The sequence below is a fragment of the Methanococcoides burtonii DSM 6242 genome, from assembly GCF_000013725.1.
GTDB lineage: Archaea > Halobacteriota > Methanosarcinia > Methanosarcinales > Methanosarcinaceae > Methanococcoides > Methanococcoides burtonii.
The window spans coordinates 1,862,946-1,881,397 of the sequence record NC_007955.1 but is presented as its reverse complement, the minus strand read 5'-3'; the positions used below and the strand labels follow the sequence as shown (position 1 = coordinate 1,881,397).

General features: G+C 44.7%; 10 protein-coding genes, 1 tRNA gene and 2 rRNA genes. 6 read left to right on the top strand and 7 right to left on the bottom strand.

Annotated features, from left to right (window positions below):
* Positions 1-45 precede the first annotated feature (45 nt).
* The 3 genes from MBUR_RS09205 to MBUR_RS09195 all read right to left on the bottom strand — a co-directional run bounded on the left by MBUR_RS09205 (position 46) and on the right by MBUR_RS09195 (position 4,775).
* Positions 46-2,973: ribosomal RNA gene (locus tag MBUR_RS09205) — 23S ribosomal RNA — on the bottom strand.
* 146 nt (positions 2,974-3,119) lie between these two features.
* Positions 3,120-3,192: transfer RNA gene (locus MBUR_RS09200), tRNA-Ala, on the bottom strand.
* Between the two features lie 107 nt (positions 3,193-3,299).
* A 16S ribosomal RNA gene (locus MBUR_RS09195) occupies positions 3,300-4,775 on the bottom strand.
* The 16S and 23S rRNA genes sit together here with 1 tRNA gene alongside, the layout of an rRNA operon.
* 976 nt (positions 4,776-5,751) lie before the next feature.
* Here MBUR_RS09195 and MBUR_RS09180 point away from each other — a divergent pair.
* Positions 5,752-7,245: a 2-isopropylmalate synthase gene (locus MBUR_RS09180; protein WP_048063349.1), complete on the top strand. Its 1,494-nt coding sequence runs from the start codon at positions 5,752-5,754 to the stop codon at positions 7,243-7,245.
* 146 nt (positions 7,246-7,391) lie between these two features.
* Here the strand turns inward: MBUR_RS09180 and MBUR_RS09175 are convergent, their stop codons facing one another.
* Positions 7,392-7,625, bottom strand: a complete 234-nt coding sequence (locus tag MBUR_RS09175; protein ID WP_048063348.1) for a hypothetical protein — start codon at positions 7,623-7,625, stop codon at positions 7,392-7,394.
* Between the two features lie 14 nt (positions 7,626-7,639).
* Positions 7,640-8,896, bottom strand: coding sequence for a hypothetical protein (locus MBUR_RS09170; protein ID WP_011499811.1), 1,257 nt, complete (start codon positions 8,894-8,896; stop codon positions 7,640-7,642).
* 102 nt (positions 8,897-8,998) lie between these two features.
* Between MBUR_RS09170 and MBUR_RS09165 the strand changes: the two genes are divergently transcribed.
* The 4 genes from MBUR_RS09165 to MBUR_RS09150 are packed head-to-tail and all read left to right on the top strand — an operon-like array spanning position 8,999 to position 13,972.
* Complete coding sequence (locus MBUR_RS09165) at positions 8,999-9,844, top strand: TatD family hydrolase (RefSeq protein ID WP_011499810.1); 846 nt, start codon at positions 8,999-9,001, stop codon at positions 9,842-9,844.
* 20 nt (positions 9,845-9,864) lie between these two features.
* Positions 9,865-10,500, top strand: coding sequence for an MBL fold metallo-hydrolase (locus MBUR_RS09160; protein ID WP_011499809.1), 636 nt, complete (start codon positions 9,865-9,867; stop codon positions 10,498-10,500).
* 11 nt (positions 10,501-10,511) lie between these two features.
* The gene (locus MBUR_RS09155; protein ID WP_011499808.1) at positions 10,512-12,380 is read left to right on the top strand and encodes a YgiQ family radical SAM protein; all 1,869 of its coding nucleotides are present in this window, start codon (positions 10,512-10,514) and stop codon (positions 12,378-12,380) included.
* 59 nt (positions 12,381-12,439) lie between these two features.
* The gene (locus tag MBUR_RS09150) at positions 12,440-13,972 is read left to right on the top strand and encodes a hybrid sensor histidine kinase/response regulator (protein WP_011499807.1); all 1,533 of its coding nucleotides are present in this window, start codon (positions 12,440-12,442) and stop codon (positions 13,970-13,972) included.
* A gap of 2 nt (positions 13,973-13,974) precedes the next feature.
* Here MBUR_RS09150 and MBUR_RS09145 read toward each other — a convergent pair whose 3' ends face one another.
* Entirely contained in the window at positions 13,975-15,045 is a 1,071-nt protein-coding gene (locus MBUR_RS09145) for a (Fe-S)-binding protein (protein WP_011499806.1), read from the bottom strand.
* Between the two features lies 1 nt (position 15,046).
* Positions 15,047-16,420 (bottom strand): FAD-binding oxidoreductase, encoded by a 1,374-nt coding sequence (locus MBUR_RS09140; RefSeq protein ID WP_011499805.1) that lies wholly within the window; start codon positions 16,418-16,420, stop codon positions 15,047-15,049.
* A gap of 89 nt (positions 16,421-16,509) precedes the next feature.
* Here MBUR_RS09140 and arcS point away from each other — a divergent pair, with 89 nt between their 5' ends.
* Entirely contained in the window at positions 16,510-18,357 is a 1,848-nt protein-coding gene (gene arcS / locus MBUR_RS09135; RefSeq protein ID WP_011499804.1) for an archaeosine synthase subunit alpha, read from the top strand.
* The last annotated feature ends 95 nt before the right edge of the window (positions 18,358-18,452 follow it).

Below are 18,452 nucleotides of genomic sequence, written 5' to 3'. Positions count from 1 at the left end.
CATGTATGATCATATTACATATCAGATTTCGCCCGGACAAAGCGAGAAGGATGAGGCACGGATATTAGTAAATGCGGACTGAACACCTCGTTGCCTTGGTGCTTACATCCCATTCCTATCGATCCGGTCTTTTACCGGAACCCTTAAAGTGGTCTCTTTTTAGGTTAGATTTCGAGCTTAGATGCATTCAGCTCTTATTCCTTAGCGCGTAGCTGCTCGGCAGTGCCTTGTCAGACAACCGATCGACCAGTGGCGCCGTTGCTCTGTTCCTCTCGTACTAAAAGCAACTTACCCTCAGACCACATACACCTCTAGTAGATAGTAACCGACCTGTCTCACGACGGTCTAAACCCAGCTCACGATCTCCTTTAATAGGCGAACAACCTCACCCTTGGCTGCTGCTGCACAGCCAGGATGGAAAGAACCGACATCGAGGTAGCAAGCTGCCGGGTCGATATGTGCTCTTGCCGGCAACGACTCAATTATCCCCGGGGTAACTTTTCTGTCATCTTTAGCCCGCACCAAGCGGGACATAAAGGTTCGCTAGAACCGACTTTCGTCTCGTAATCCACTACTGTGCTGAATCACGTCAGGCTAACTTATGCTCTTGCACTCTTCAGTAGGTTTCCGACCCACTTGAGTTAACCATTGCGCGCCCTTGATATCTTTTCAAGGGCGTCCCGCCCCAGGCAAACTGCCCACCTATCGGGGTCCTCCTCACGGAGTGAGGGTCGTAACTTTGGAAGGGTAGTGTCCCAATTGCGACTCCACCGATGCTGGCGCACCGGCTTCGACGTCTCCTACCTACACTGTACATCCAAAATCACAACCCAGCGACAGGCTGCAGTAAAGCTCCACGGGGTCTTCACTTCCCCCTAGAGGTCTCTAGACTCTGCACTAGAATGTAAGCTTCACCGGACTCTGGCTAGGGACAGTAGAACTCTCATTGATCCATTCATGCAAGTCGCCAATTAAGCGACAAGGTACTACGCTACCTTAAGAGGGTCATAGTTACCCCCGCTGTTTACAGGCCCTTCATTCCGTTGAACCGAAGTTTCAGGTACCTGCACTGAGCAGGATTCAGAGATCGTACTAGCCCTTACGGGTTTGCGATCTCCTATGTTGATATTAGACAGTTAGAGTTCCCTGGTCACTGCGACCTGCCGTCTTCACGGCAGGCACTCCTTCTCCCGAAGTTACGGAGCCAATTTGCCGAATTCCCTTAGCCAAATTATTCCGACACGCCTTAGCCTTTTCAGCTAGGGGCACCTGTGTCAGATCTCGGTACGGATATTCAACTCCCTTTTCACGGGTTCCGGGGTGCAGCCGACTTTCGTCATAACATATTCGTCTGCTTCTCGCCATTACGGCTCTCCACAGATTTAGATGCTTAAACGGCGCGACAGCGCCGCTCAGCCTGCCCCAAAACGTCAGTTTTATTGTTGAATAGTACAGGAATATTAACCTGTTTCCCTTTTGATGTACTCGAATTACGGTACAACTTAGGACCGACTAACCCTCGGCTGACGATCATTGCCGAGGAAACCTAGCCCCTTCGGCGGTTAGGATTCTCACCTAACTATGCTGCTACTATTACCAGGATTTTCGTTTCCGCTCGGTCCACAGGACTTCACAGCCCTGCTTCTACCCAAACGCAACGCCTTCCTACGAGATTACCTTACGGTACTCCGTGGTATCGGTGGTCGACTTGAGCCCCGTCCATTTTCGGGGCCCCAAACCTCGACTGGTGGGCTGTTACGCACTCTTTAAAGGATAGCTGCTTCTAAGCTAACCTTCCAGCTGTCTAGGGCTTGGGACGCCCTTTAGTATTAACACTTAGTCGACACTTAGGGACCTTAACCACGGGCTGGGTTGTCTCCCTTACGGACTACAGGCTTACCCCAGTAGTCCGGACTCCAACCTTCTACGACGACGGTGGGTTCGGAGTTTGACAGACGGATGAGGAATTTCTTCCCCAGGGCCATCAATCAGTGCTCTACTCCACCGACTATCTCCAGTTAGGTCATGCTACGACATGTTTCGGAAGGAACCAGCTGATGCCGGGTTAGATTAGCCTTTCACTCCGAGACGCAGGTCACACGAATGATTTGCAGATCAATACCGCTTGCGGTCCTCCACGTAGCTTTCGCCACGCTTCAACCTGCCCACGCCTAGATCACCCGGCTTCGGGTCGTAACTTAGTGACTCCACGCACTTGTATACGCCGCGTCTCACCCGTAAAGGTTGCACGCATGTTGCTTTCGCTTCGGCTTCCCAGATAAAAGGTTAGCCATCGCCACTTAGTTACACTCCCTGGCCCGTTCTTCAAAACGTATGATATGACATCGGCATTAGAACTCGTACTACAACCTCGCGGTTGATTCCTTCGAACTAAAGATCCTTTCATGCCATATCGCTCCATCACCATCAGGTTTCAGGCACTTTTAACCTCCCTTTTGGGGGTACTTTTCAGTTTTCGGTCACCCTACTATTTCGCTATCGGTCTCAAGACGTATTTAGTTTTGGAAGTTGGTGCCTCCCAAATTCTCGCGTGATTTCCAACACACGATACTCAGGAACATTTCCAATTCCTCTTTTCATTGCTTACGTGACTATCACACTCTATGGTCTAACGTTCCAGAAAAGTTCAGCTAAGAAAAGATAGGAATCTTAGAAAGTTCCTATAACACCACATCTCCCTCACATTACTGGAGGGATTCAGTTTGAACTGTGCCGTGTTCATTCGCCATTACTAACGGCATCTCTTCGATTTCTCTTCCTGCCCCTACTAAGATGTTTCAATTCGGGGCGTTCCCGATCATTACTGATCAGCACAAATGTGCTAAGAGGTCTCATTAGGAAATCTCAGGTTCATAGGTTCCATGCACCTACCCTGAGCTTATCGCAGCTTGGCACGTCCTTCATCAGCGCTTGAGCCGAGCCATCCACCTGACGGCATAATTACCAGAGTCCATCTCACTTTGTCCAGTGAGCGTCTGATATGTAATATGTATACATGATCTCATAGTACCTGATATGGGGTATCAGGCACATCCATCCTTCCCAAGCAACATTACTTGCTCGGTGCACTTGATGATTGTGAATCTTAATTGATCCAATGGACTTGTAGGGATTCGAACCCTAGGCCTCCGCCTTGCAAAGGCGGCGATCTTCCAACTGATCTACAAGCCCCTGAGAACTTTCCAGCGAATCTCAGTTCATTGAAAGTGGTTTGTTGAATTTGGCAGTTTATCGATTTCTGACTGATAGCGGTGATCCGCTTTGTGCGGATCTTGCTTAGGAGGTGATCCAGCCGCAGATTCCCCTACGGCTACCTTGTTACGACTTAACCCCCCTTGCGAAATTTAGGTTCGAACACGGCACTAAGTCCGTGCCCTCACCCATACCTCACTCGGGTGGTTTGACGGGCGGTGTGTGCAAGGAGCAGGGACGTATTCACCGCGCTATGTTGAAACGCGATTACTACGGATTCCAGCTTCATGAGGACGAGTTACAGTCCTCAATTCGAACTACGGTTGGGTTTAGGAGATTGCCATCACCTTTCGGTGTAGGAACCCATTGTCCCAACCATTGTAGCCCGCGTGTAGCCCGGGAGATTCGGGGCATACTGACCTACCGTAGCCCGCACCTTCCTCTGGTTTAGCACCAGCGGTCCCCACAGAGTACCCATCATCCCGAAGGACATGCTGGCAACAGTGGGCACGGGTCTCGCTCGTTGCCTGACTTAACAGGATGCTTCACAGTACGAACTGACGACGGCCATGCACCTCCTCTCAGCGATTCAGGTAAAGTCTTTAGCTTGACCTACATTTTGCTGTCGCCCCCGGTGAGTTTTCCGGCGTTGAGTCCAATTAAACCGCAGGCTCCACCCGTTGTAGTGCTCCCCCGCCAATTCCTTTAAGTTTCAGCCTTGCGGCCGTACTTCCCAGGTGGTTCGCTTCACGGCTTCCCTACGGCACCAGAAGCGGTCGCACCGCCCCTGACACCTAGCGAACATCGTTTACGGCTGGGACTACCCGGGTATCTAATCCGGTTCGTGCCCCCAGCTTTCGTCCCTCACCGTCGGACCCGTTCTGGTAAGACGCCTTCGCCACTGGTGGTCCCACAGGGATTACAAGATTTCACTCCTACCCCTGTAGTACCTCTTACCTCTCCCGGTCCCAAGTCTGACAGTATTCCCCGGAAGCCTAACAGTTGAGCTGTCAGATTTCCCGAAGAACTGATCAAACCGGCTACGGACCCTTTAGACCCAATAAAAGTGATTACCACTCGGGCCGCCGGTGTTACCGCGGCGGCTGGCACCGGTCTTGCCCGGCCCTTGCTAACACATGCCGTTTACACATGTGGACAGCCAACATAAATGCTGGCACTCGGTGTCCCCTTATCGCGGTTTCCCGCATTGTAAAGATTTCGCGCCTGCTGCGCCCCGTAGGGCCTGGATTCATGTCTCAGAATCCATCTCTGGGCTCTTGCTCTCACAACCCATATCCGTCGTAGGCTAGTAGGTACGTTACACCCACTACAACCTGATAGACCGCAGATCCATCCTTAGGCAACCGAAGTCTTTTGATCAAAAAGCATTCCAGCATATTTGACCTATTCGGAATTATCTCCAGTTTCCCGGAGTTATGCCAAACCTAAGGGCAGGTTATCCACGTGTTACTGAGCAGTCCGCCATGTTCACGAAGAACATATGACTCGCATGGCTTAGTCGAACACCGATAGCAGTAACCTCTGGCAGGATCAACCAGAGTTTGTTGTTAAAGCACACTAATTGGAAGTTAAACTTAAAAATTGTCGGAAAAGAACACTCTAAAGTGAATTAGAGAGTTACTTATTCATGCACAATTTCGATTAGTTCTCGATAGATAGATTTACACTATCAGTCAGAATTAATCGAACTGCCAAATTCAACGTCAGACCGAAAAAGCTCCGGTCTCCACTAAATAATATTAAATTGAAGGTGATTGAAAGTCCACCCATTGAGTGGATTTCCTTAAACTCCTCCATGCTATATATACCTTCCGAATAGGAAAGCACAACCACATTTTTGACAAATGTGAGTCCAGTCATGAAAGAGCATAAACGTTTTTTGAACCCTCATCCTGATCGTACCGAAAACGGCACCAATCAGCTCAATGAGAGCACCCCTAACACTACGCTCTCATATTTATAGATTGTGTGTCAATGGATAACATGGGTTTATATGTAACCTGTATATTGTACATTACACAAAATATATATTTATAGCAACATGGTAAAATGATCCACGTATTGCAAGAAAAACCATAGATTGAATTAAACAAATCTAAAAGAAGTTAGATACATTAATAGTACAAATGATGAAATTGCCGTGATAAAATGCAAAACGACAAAATACAACGTATGCAAGGAATAGGATTGTTTTTCGCAGGATTGGGAAGTATCATAGTTGCAGGAACATATGCCCTTGATATCTCAAACAAATTTGCTATAATAGGAACAACCTTTTTCTTAATTGGTGCCTTCTACTTCGGAAGATATGAAACTCTTCGGCGTAAGCTCACAAAGATCAGTAATTAAAAATATATGAATACTCTACTAATACTACTATATTAAAAAATACAGACCATTCGATGTAATAAACTACTTCAAATCGTTTTCTATTTATACCATTAATCATGTAGTATTAAACGATTATTATGGATACAAATACACAACTGAGGGATCGATTTTTACGTCGATGAACCCATCCGAAACCGAAAGATAAGCATTTTTGATACTACCCTTCGTGACGGCGAACAAACCCCCGGCGTATCCCTAACTCCTGAGCAAAAGATCGAGATAGCTCACCAGCTTTCCAAGCTTGGAGTGGATACCATCGAAGCAGGATTCCCCATAGCCTCCGCCGGAGACATGGAGTCCGTTCGCAACATCGCAAACGCAGGGCTCACATCAGAAGTATGTGGCCTTGCAAGGGTACTAACAAAAGACCTTGATGCATGTATAGATGCAGGCGTTGGAATGATCCATACGTTTGTTTCCACATCTGACATCCAGAGAATACATACCATCAAAAAGAGTCGCGAAGAAGTCGTCGAGATGTCAGTAAATGCCGTACAGTACATAAAGGACCACGGCATGCGCTGCATGTTCTCTGCAATGGATGCAACCCGCACAGACCTTGACTATTTGATAGAAGTATACAGGGCAGTTGAAGACGCAGGATGTGACATCATCAACGTTCCCGACACAGTGGGAATAATTGCACCCTCCGGTATGTACCGCCTTATCAGCAAACTGGACAAAGAGATGAACATCCCGATAGACACCCACTGTCACAATGACTTCGGACTTGCCGTTGCAAACAGTCTCATGGCAATAGAAGCCGGTGCAAGTCAGGCACAGGTCACCGTCAACGGACTGGGCGAACGTGCCGGAAATGCAGATCTTGCGGAAACAGTAATGAGCTTGCACTCGATCTACGGTGCAAAGACAAGCATCAACACCGAGTATATCGTAGAGACCGCACGAATGGTCGAACGTTACACGGGCGTTCAAATACCTCCTCACATGCCTGTCGTAGGAGAGAACGCATTCGCCCATGAATCCGGCATACACACCCATGGGGTTCTTGAAAATTCCGATACGTTCGAACCAGGCATCATGACCCCTGAAATGGTCGGACATACTCGAAGGATCGTACTCGGTAAACACGCAGGAAAACATGCCGTACTAAGATCACTGCAATCTGCAAACATCAACCCGACCGAAGATCAGCTCGATGCGATCATCAAAAAGGTGAAAATGCTTGCAGACAAAGGCAAACGCATAACCGATTCAGACCTTTACACGATAGCATTCGATATCCTCGGAAAACCCGAAGGAATGCCAGCTATCGACCTGAAAGAGGTCAGTGTCATGACCGGAAACATAACCACATCTACCGCAGTTGTCAAAGCACTCTTCAACGGAAAAGAATGCGTAACATCCAACGTAGGTATCGGTCCGGTCGATGCAGCCCTAAAAGCAGTTGAGACCCTTATCGGACAACACGCAAAAGTAACCATACACGACTTCAGGATAGAAGCTGTCACCGGTGGATCCGATGCACTTGCAGAAGTCGTTATCGGCGTGCAGAACGATAATGGAAGGATAGTGACCGCACGCGCAGCAAACGCTGACATTGTCCTCGCATCCGTCGAAGCTCTCGTAACAGCTATTAACATGCTCCTCAAAAAATAAGGAGCAGCGTGAGCATGCAATCTATAGAAGTCATAGATCTTGTTTTGGGCTTATGACTTCTATAAAAAAATAGGATGTATGTAGAACCCCACATTGAATATTAAAAGCATTTAAGAAACTTACAAAAAAATGACCAACGTACGTTTTTAGTCAAAGGGAATCGGGTCAAATACACACAGAATTTCATCTATGCATGCCTTTGTAGTATCGAGACGAGCCTGTATTTCTTTACGGTCTTGACACAAATCAAACTTCACATTATCATTAATTGCTTCCTGTACTTTCCTATCGATTTCTTCAATCTGATCCTCATATCTTATAACATCCCATTTTAATTTTTCAGATTTTTTTGCAGCATCATACATTTCTTGGTTGATCATAATCATACCCTCAATTAAAGTTTAAATGCTAACAATTTAAGATTTTTCCGCCTCGGCGAGTATGCTGCACCTACATTTATTAATTTAGCAATCGCATCTGAAAGTGCTTTTGGAGAAAGTAGTGAGATTTGCTCAATATCCACCATATCAATAACCGTATCCACACCAAAGTATTGCTCGATCTCAAGATAGAGATGCCTGGCATTTTCAGGTAGCCGGAAAATATCATCTGTTTCGAGATTCGAAGATCGGAATTGTTGAGAATGATGGAACATATCCAACCAATTGTTATAGCCATCATCTACATCATCAACAGAAACTTCAGTTTTAAAATTCATCCTGGCAATACTAGATGCAATCTTGGGAGCTGCATCACCCAAATCTTGTTTGTATCCAATTTGATCGGTGTGTGTGAATGTTTCAACCATGTCATAAATACGATCAGTAAGACGTTTCTCAGCTTTTTTTGTAATCAATGGTTGGAACATCAGAGAATCAATTAATTGTGCTCGAACAAATGGAATTTCAAATGAGATATCCTTCAAATATTGATCTTTGCTTCTTGTATCAATATCAAATGTTACTGGAACATGCACAAACATTTCCTTTGGGTTAAATATTGATAAATTCACTTCCAAACTAGTTGTTGGATTAATATTCTTTTCCGATTCAAGCGAAGTATAATAATATGCCGATTTTGTCGATTTAAATTCTTTTGGGATCATTCTCATTATGGATTTGAAATGCTCCCACCCACTTTTTTTAGAAATAATGCCGGAATCAATGCCACCTTTCTCATTTACACCCACTGCATTTGAAGAGACAGAACACAATGCAAGTGTTTGTGCTATTTCATCTACATTTTCAGCTTCTTTTTTGAATGGTCGCTTAAAATAATCAACATACTCTTCTGAGTTCATCACCTTTCGATGAAGAAGTTTATTGGGATTTACTTTTACCCATGCTCTTACATACTTAACGTTAGTATTGACTAAATTATTTATTTTACCACTAACGACCCTCTCAAGTTCAAATGATGTAACTTCAATAAGCTCATTTTTTTCAGGAACAGGGACATTTGAATCTCTTATTGCATAAATATCTCGCTTTGGACTTGGAAGAAATGGAGATGGATCAAGATAAAAAATTGATTGACTTCTTCCATCAAATCTTACAAACCCGATTTCATCCTTTTCAAAAAGAAGACTATGTTCGAATCCTGACAATTCATAGCCGAATTCACGGGTTTTAAGAGTTCGTCGAACAGCCATGAACCGATATTTGCTTTTTAACTAATAAGATTTTCCATGTTAAACTTTTTTAATGAAGGTTTGTCTAATATTGGAAGTGCATATTGATGTACTCAATTTTACATGTTATACATATATAATGTAATTTCCATTGCCCTCACATCTATCGAAGCTCTCGTAACAGCTATTAACATGCTCTTCAACATAAGAAGCATGCTAAAGGTCATAGACTCACACTGTCACCTTGACTTCCCAAAGTTCAATCGTGACCGTGATAAAACAATAGAAAGAGCACACAATGCGGGTGTTGTTAAAATGGTCAACTCAGGAATTGACCTGAAGACAAACCAGGCAACACTCGCACTTGCAAACGAATACGATTTTATCTATCCTACAATCGGCCTAAGCCCTCTGATAGTATCCCACTACGGCAACGAAGTCGCCAATTCGATTCTTCTCCAGCTAGAACTACATGCAGAACAAGCAGTAGGCATAGGAGAAGCAGGTCTTGACTATCATTACTATAAGGAAGACAAGGAAAGAGAACACCAGAAACAATACTTTCGTAAAGTAATAGAGATAGCAGAAAAATACGAAAAGACACTCGTAATTCACGGAAGGGAAGCTGAAGAAGACTGTTTTGAAATGGTAAAGGATCTCGACAAGGTTGTCTTCCACTGCTATGGAGGTTCAATAGAAACAGCGGCCAGAATAAACGATGCAGGATACTACATATCCATCCCCACAATAGTCTGTTTTTCAGAGCATCATAAAAAAATAGCAGAGAACGTCCCCCTTAACAAAATGCTCATTGAAACCGATAGCCCCTACCTGTCCCCTCGCAAAGGAAGGAATGAACCCGCATTCGTACTGGACAACCTCTCAGTAATAGCAGAAGCAAAAGGTACAGATATTGAGACCATTGCAAACGCCACCTTCAGGAACACAAAGAAGATATTTGGCATCTAAAACACACCCGGAGTCAAACAATGAAGATCACCAGCATAACCACGTCCCCATACGCATCCAACTCATACCTCATAAACGAAAAGATACTCATCGATCCCGGAATGGATACAGATCAGCTCATACAAAAAATAAAAGAGCACACCCAGCCGGAAAACATCGAACTGATAATACTGACCCACTCCCACTTCGACCATTGCGCCGCAGCTAAAGCCGTAGCAGAAATATGCAATGCACCTATCGCTATCCATAAAGATGATGCTCAAGCCCTGAAAAGTAAAGAAGAGAGTGTATCCATACTTTTCTCAGCACCAGCCCCGGACATCGACCCGGATATCCTCTACGAGAATGGTGACATAATAAAGATAAGTGAGACCGAATCCCTGGAGGTCATTCACACCCCCGGCCACACCCCTGGAGGAATATCACTTTACGAGCCATCTTCGAAAAGCCTTTTCTCCGGTGACACTGTATTTCCAAACGGAGGGATTGGCCGCACCGATTTTACCGGCGGCTCATTGGATAAGCTTTCAGTATCTATAGAAAAACTAACAGAACTGGATGTAATTACACTCTACCCGGGACACGGCCCAGTTACCAGTGATGACGTGAACAAGCAGATACGTTTATCACTACAGATGTCAAGAGCATACCGATAAAGGACAAACACATGTCACATAAAAAACGTAACCCGAAAAAGTTAGACACATCCCGCTTTCTTCCGATGGATATTAAAGACATCAAGAGCCGCGGATGGGATCAACTTGACATAATAATTGTAACAGGTGACGCCTACGTAGACCACCCCGGCTTTGGTGCAACCATCATAGGACGCGTCCTGGAAGATGCAGGATTCAAAGTAGGGATCATCGCCCAACCTAACTGGGAAGACACAAAGGATTTCACCAAACTGGGAAAACCCCGGCTTTTCTTCGCAGTCACTTCAGGGAACACTGACTCAATGGTCAGCAACTATACCCCTGCACTAAAACCACGTCCAAAGGACATGTACTCCCCTGGAGGCAAACCAGGACTTCGCCCCAGCCGTGCAGTCGTTGTCTACTCCAACCGTCTAAAACAAACATATCCTGACGTACCTATTATCATCGGCGGAATAGAAGCGTCCCTCAGGCGTTTTGCTGAATTCGACCACTGGTCCGGCAAAGTAAGACAATCCATACTCGCCGATGCGCCCGCAGACCTTCTCGTATATGGAATGGGAGAGCTGCAAACACCTGAGATCGCCCGAAGGCTTGATTCAGGTGAAGATATCAGGAACATAAATGAGATTCCCGGTACCACATGGAAACTTGAGGTGAAGAAATGGAAGGAAGCGAAAGAGAACGATCAGATACCATTCCCTTACGTGGAAATGCCTTCCTACAATGAAGTATCAAAGGACAAGCCGACATATGCAAAAGCATTCAAACTAATGTATGACCAACAGGACCCTGTAAGAGGGATCACCCTTGTCCAGCCCCACCCAAAAACGACTATCGTCCAGAACCCCCCAATGAGACAGCTTTCCCAAAAGGAACTTGATCATGTCTATGACCTACCTTACACCCGACGGGAGCACCCTTCATACAAAGAGCCAGTACCTGCTCTTGAAACTGTCCGAGTTTCAATAACAACTCACAGAGGCTGTTTTGGAAGCTGTTCATTCTGTGCCATCGCACAACATCAGGGAAGAATGATAACAAGCCGTAGCATTGACTCCATACTGCGTGAAGCTGAGCTTCTGACAAGAATGAAAGAATTCAAAGGCAACATAATAGGGGTTGGCGGACCAAGTGCTAACATGTATGCCATGAAATGCAAGAACTGGGAGAACAAGGGCGCCTGCAAGGATAAACTTTGTCTGTACCCTGAACCCTGCCCCTCCATGGACACATCCCACAAAGAAAATATCGAAATGTTGCGCCAGCTTCGGGAAATGCCGGAAGTAAAGCGTGTTTTTGTAAGTTATGGAGTTCGATATGACCTCGCCTTACAAGACCCTGAATATATCACAGAGCTCTGCCAATATCACGTCAGTGGTCAATTGAAAATTGCACCTGAACACTTTTCAAAATCAGTCACGGACTGTATGAAAAAGCCAGGAAGAGAAGTATTTGAAAAATTTGCCAAGATATTTAAGGAAACTAACAAGAGACTGAACAAAGACCAGTATCTTGTAACGTTCCTTATGTCAGGTCACCCTGCATGTACAATGGATAATATGATAGAACTTGCAGAGTACATCAAAGCAACTGACAGATATACCGAACAGGTACAGGATTTCATACCAACCCCGATGACCGCGGCAACCTGTATGTTCCACACAGGACTTGATCCCTTCACAGGAAAACCAGTCTATGTAGCTACTTCTCGTAGAGAAAAGAACATCCAGAGAGCAATGATGCATTATCGTGACCCAAAAAACTATGGTCTTATTTTCGAAGGATTGAAAAATGCGGACCGTCAGGACCTTATCGGGAATACCTGGAATTGCCTTATACCACGAAAAGGCAAGAATATGTTTGCACCAAAAAGATGAAATTTTTTATAATATGAAGATTATCGAGATATTAAATCCCAGAACTTCACAGAGCTAACATGCCACTAAAAAAATCGAAAATATTGATCATTGACAATGAAATTTTCAATGTTGAGCTGTTGGAAGCTATACTCAGTTCCGACTATGAAGTTATAAAAGCATATTCTGGTTACAAAGGTCTTGAAATAGCAACTACCGAAAGTCCTGATATTATCTTACTTGACATCATGATACCAGACATTACAGGGCATGAATTGTGCAAGATACTGAAGAATGATGAACGCACAAGGCTCATACCTATCATCATGCTAACCTCATTGACAGAAAAGAAAGAAAAGATAAAAAGCCTTGAAGAAGGTGCAGACGATTTTCTCAACAAACCTGTCAATTATCTGGAGATATCAAGCCGAGTGCGTTCCCTATTAAAAATAAAGCACTTGCAGGAGAACATAATCCAGGAAAAGAATCAGGCATACCAATATCTCGATGCAGCAGGTTCTATTATTGTCATAATCAACAAGGACACAGAGATAGTATTTGCAAATAAGAAGAGCTGTAATATCTTTGGTTGGGAAAAAAAGGATATTCGCGGTAAAAGCTGGATAGATTTAATTCAGGAAAACGGACGTGAAAGCCGAAAACAGGACTTGCACAACATCTTGAGCGGTAAAGCCGAACCACCTGAATATTACGAACGTTTAATAGTGACTAAAAATGCGGATGGCACGTTTTCCGAACGCATAATCCTCTGGCATGATGTGATATTGAAAGATAGTGAAGGCAACATCACAGGGATAATTCGTTCAGGAGAAAACACGACTGAAAGAAAAAATATTGAAGAAGAACTTTCAAAGGCTAACGAAAAGCTCCACAGTTCTCACAAGATGAAAGATGAATTCCTGGCAAACATCAATCACGAACTGAGAACACCATTAATATCAATAAAAGGTTTCAGCGAATTGCTTTACAATGAAAGGCTGGGTAACCTTAACGAGCGTCAAAAAAGGACAATGGAATCAGTTGTCAGAAATTCAGAACGTCTTCAGCATCTTATAGAATCACTGTTCTATGTAAGTGAAATGCAGAATGAGACTATAAAATACACATTCAGTTTCCTTAATATCAAAAATATACTTGAAACGCTTAAAAAGGACATGTTCCCCCAGATCGATCATAAAGGACTCGAGGTCAATGCCGACATTCCAGATTCACTCCCACCCATACACGGGAACACAAAATATATAGAAAGTGTATTGATGCATCTTCTTGACAATGCTATCAAATATACCCCCTCTGGAAAAAGTATCTCCCTCATTGCCTCGGAAGAGAACGGGGACATACACATTATCATAAAAGATACAGGTAAAGGTATTCCAACTGATATGCTTACCCATATATTCAGTGAGGTTCCTGAAGAAGGGGATGAATGTGATCTTTGTTACAGCAATCAGGATTATGGACTGATCATCTGTAAAAAGATAATCGAAGCACATAGAGGCTCCATATGGATAAACAGTGAAGTAAACCATGGCACTGAGATCCATGTCAAATTGCCTGTATTCGTTGAGAAGGAAATATCTGCAAATAAATGAACTTAGGCGACCTTCAGCCTTTCCTTTTGTGCCATATATAACAGGTCCAGCAGATCAATTACCGGAACAGCACTTGCCTGTTCCAGATTCGTCCTACACAACGGACAACATGTCACCATGTAATCCACATTATCAGGAACATCCATTATCCTCTTTTTAGCAATTGAAGCCGAAAGTTCAGGATAGCCTTTTCTAACTCCTCCACCACCTCCACAACATTTGGCATTTTCCCTGTTGGTCCTCATTTCTTTAAGATCACAAACAGCTATTATCAGTTTTCGGGGAGGATCAAATACCCTGTTTGCCCTGCCAAGATGACATGGGTCATGATATGTTACCGTAATGTCCAGCATTTCAAGCCCCAATTCATCAATATGTTCTGCTAAAAATTCAGTTATGTGAACAACATTGAACCTGTCAGGATAGTCATTCTTGAAAGTATTATAACACCCTGCACAACTGGCTACTATGGTATGTGCACCGGTCTTTTCGATCTGCTCAAGATTATGTCTTATGAGCTCATCCGCATCGAATCCGGTCCTGAGTAGCGGAGAGCCACAACATACCTCATCAGAAAGTACGGTCACCCCCATATCTTTAATAAGATCATATGTCTTGAGAGCAGTTTCCCTGAATCGATATGAACCTAAACACCCTACGAAATATACATAGTCTGCGACCTTGGGAACATCCCTTTGTTTCAGGATAAAACTTGTATCGGGTCTCTTTTCACCCAGTGGGTTTCCCGTAAGGAGAGTATTATTATACAATTCCAATTGTGTACCTGTGATCTTGCCCATGCTGACAAGGTCACGACGTAATTCCTCAAAAACATCCGAGGGTTTTGCCCCTGCGGGACACATCTGCTCACACAACCCGCATGTAGTACAGGTATTGATGCTATCGATCATACTTTCATCCACATCCATCCCATTTGAAATGCCCTTTGCGAGAAGCATACGCCCTCTCGTACTGAAAGATTCCCAGCCAAATTCTTCAAAGACCGGACATATGCTACGGCATGCCCCGCAACGGACACATTTGAGGATAGATCTTTGCTTATCTTCCTGCATATCAAAGCCCCATTTTACCCGGATTCAGTATCCCTTTCGGATCAAGGGTCTTCTTTATCTGCCGCATTATCTCAAGGGAAGTTGGATGTTCCAGTTCCATATACATCGCTCGTGCCTTTCCTACCCCATGCTCAGCACTCACAGTACCGCCCACAGAAATGGCACGCCTGTATATCCTGTCCGCCACAGCATGTGCAGTTTCCAGTTCTTCCTCACTGAGCATATCGATGGCCATCCCGGTATGGAGATTTCCATCGCCGATATGACCATAGGTCATGATGTGAATATCAAACTCTTCTGAAAGCGAACGCACGTATTCGAGCATACCAGGTAATTCTTTTATTGGAACTCCGATATCTTCTCCGACATAGATACGAGTGCGCTTAACATCGATCTTTGATATGGCAGCACCTACCAGCCTGCGTGCCTTCCATAGATTCTCACTTTCAGCTCCACTCTCCGCGACCTTTATGGCAGAAGCCAGCTCCTCACAGGCTTTCCCCACAAGAGCAGCTTCTTCCCTGACCGCGTTCTCCATCCCGTCCACTTCTATCATAAGAATAGCACCCACATCCGAAAGTTCCACAGAAGGATCGAAACTCCTGACAGCCTTGATGGCAGTACTGTCAAGAATTTCACATGCCGAAGGTATGATCCCGGATGAGAGCACCTTCACCACGGCCTTGCCGGCAAGAGTGGTATTGTCAAAGGATGCAAGTATGACACTGCGGGCATGGGGCAGAGGATGTACCTTGAGCACAGCCTTAGTGATAATACCAAGAGTGCCTTCAGAACCTACCATCAGATCGGTCAGATCATACCCTGAAGCTGTTTTCAAAGTCTTCGAGCCGGTGTGCACTATTCTGCCATCGGCCATGACGACCTCAAGATCGAGAACATAGTTCCTGGTAGTACCGTATTTCACACACCTTATCCCGCTTCCATTGTTCGCCATGAGCCCGCCGATAGTACACATGGCAGTGCTCCCAGGGTCAGGCGGGAAGAAAAAACCATACGGCTCCAGTGCCTTGTTAAGTTTTTCGTGAACAACACCGGGTTCCACTGTTATCTGAAGATTGTCAATATCGATGTCAAGGATGTGGTCCATTGAGCACATATCAAGCACAATGCCGCCTTCTACCGGAACCGCGCCGCCGCAAAGACCTGAGCCTGCACCCCTTGCAACAACAGGAGTGTTAGACATATCAGCTAATTTGACTACATCAGCTACCTGTTCAGTGGTTGCAGGCCTTACAACAAAGTCCGGCAGCCCTTCTACGCCGGAAGCATCAAAGGAATAACAGTAAAGCTCTGACATTCGGGTAGAAACATTCTCTTTCCCGAGGATGTCCTCAAGTTCTTTAGTGAGCATCATCTTAACCTGAATCTCTTTTAAAAAATAAATGTTTGGGTACTTATGTTCAGTAGAAAAGATTTACATCTACTTAAGCATATTAGGGAAACATGACATCATACTTTGAGGTAGAACAACGGGATGGTGCTGCCCGAATTGGAAAAATACTCTTTCCAACACCAGTAAGGACACCATATATAATTGATACAGCATCCCTTAACGATGCCCATTCCCCCATAACAGATGCAGGCTCCATCTGGAACATCTCTATTGAAGAAGCAGAAGAAAGGATCAGGAAGATCCGCGAAGAGGTCGGGGATGAAACTATTATCATACTTCCTCATCAGGACCTGACCTTGGAAGTACCTGAAGATGTGGTAATGAAGATCTCGGAGAGAACCGAAGTTGAATCTACAGGTCCCATAGGCCGCATCTTCCGCAAAGGTGTGGATGTGAAAAAGGCTGACCTTTACGTAATGGAAGGTGCAGGTTCTTTAGAAGGAAATGCGAGAAAGTTCCTGGAGAGACTTATCGATCTGAAGGGTAGTGTTGCTCCTGATACCGCAATATATCTGCCGAACCTCTGTACCCCTGCAAATGCTGCAATGCTTGTCTACCTTGGAATAGATATTGTCGATGATACAAAGGCAATAATAGCCGGATGTAGCGATATCTACATGACAACTGCCGGCAAATATTTCCTTGATTCGATGACAGAGCTGCCATGCAGATGTGAAGCATGCGCACCTATTACCATCGAGGAACTAAGGGCAATGCCTAAAGCTGATAGGGCAGAGCTGATCAGCAGACACAACCGCAACATGCTGGAAGCAGAGATAGTCCTGGCGAGGGAAAGGATACGCTCCGGTAACCTTCGTGAATACATTGAAGGACAATGTAGAACAGAGCCATGGCTTGCGGCACTTTTGAGACTTTCCGATACCCAATACGACTACATGGAAAAGCAAACTCCTATTGCCAGGTCCAACCAGATGCTTGCAACGACTTCTGAATCCATGACACGGCCTGAGGTCGTCAGGTTTGCAAAGAGGATACAGGAAAGATATACACCGCCAGAATCCGAAATACTTGTGCTTTTTCCTTGCTCGGCAAAGAAACCATATTCAATATCCAATTCCCATAACAAGTTCATAAAATCGCTTGGAAAGTATAGGAAATTCGTACATGAGGTAATCCTTACCTCCCCACTCGGTATCATACCCAGAGAACTTGAAATGACCTATCCTGCAGCACATTATGATGCTGTTGTGACAGGATACTGGGATGCTGAAGAAATAAAGTGGGTCTCTGCCTGCCTCAGAGATTATCTGTCAAAACACAAATATTCACATGTCGTAGCACATTTAGAAGGTGCTTACAGGGAAATATGTGAGATCGTTTCAGAACAACTTTCCATAGAGTTCATCTATACAAGTACAGGGAACGTGTCATCATACGACTCCCTTGATAACCTGAAAAAGACCGTTTCTGATATAGTAGCTGAAAGGGAGTATAAGCAGAACAGATCAAGGATCGACATGATGAGGTCTATTGCAGACTACCAGTTCGGTCCAGGTGCTGGCAAGCTGATCGTACCTGACGATGCAAAGATAAAAGCGCCATTCCCCAAACATCAGGTCTTCATCGGCAAAGAGCAGATCGCTACAATGATACCTCAGTATGGTATACTCGCACTTACCGTCGCAGGGATACGATTGCTTTCAAATTCCGAGGAGTACTCAGGTTATACTGTGACCATAGATGATTTCCTCCCAAGGGGATCATTGCTTGCACCAGGTGTTGTTGCAGCTGACAAGAACATCAGACCCGGAGATGAGGTTATGATCACCGGAAGTAAAGCAATCGGAGTCGGACGCGCTATGATGAGTGGAGAAGAGATGGTTGGGTCCTCAAGAGGCGTAGCTGTAGACCTCAGACACGTAAAAAAAGCTGACTAAGGTATTAATTTACTTTAGTACCTTTTCTTATTTTCTTTTCTTTATTCCCTCTTTCAATATTCTTTTTTATAATGAGATACCTACTAAAATACAAT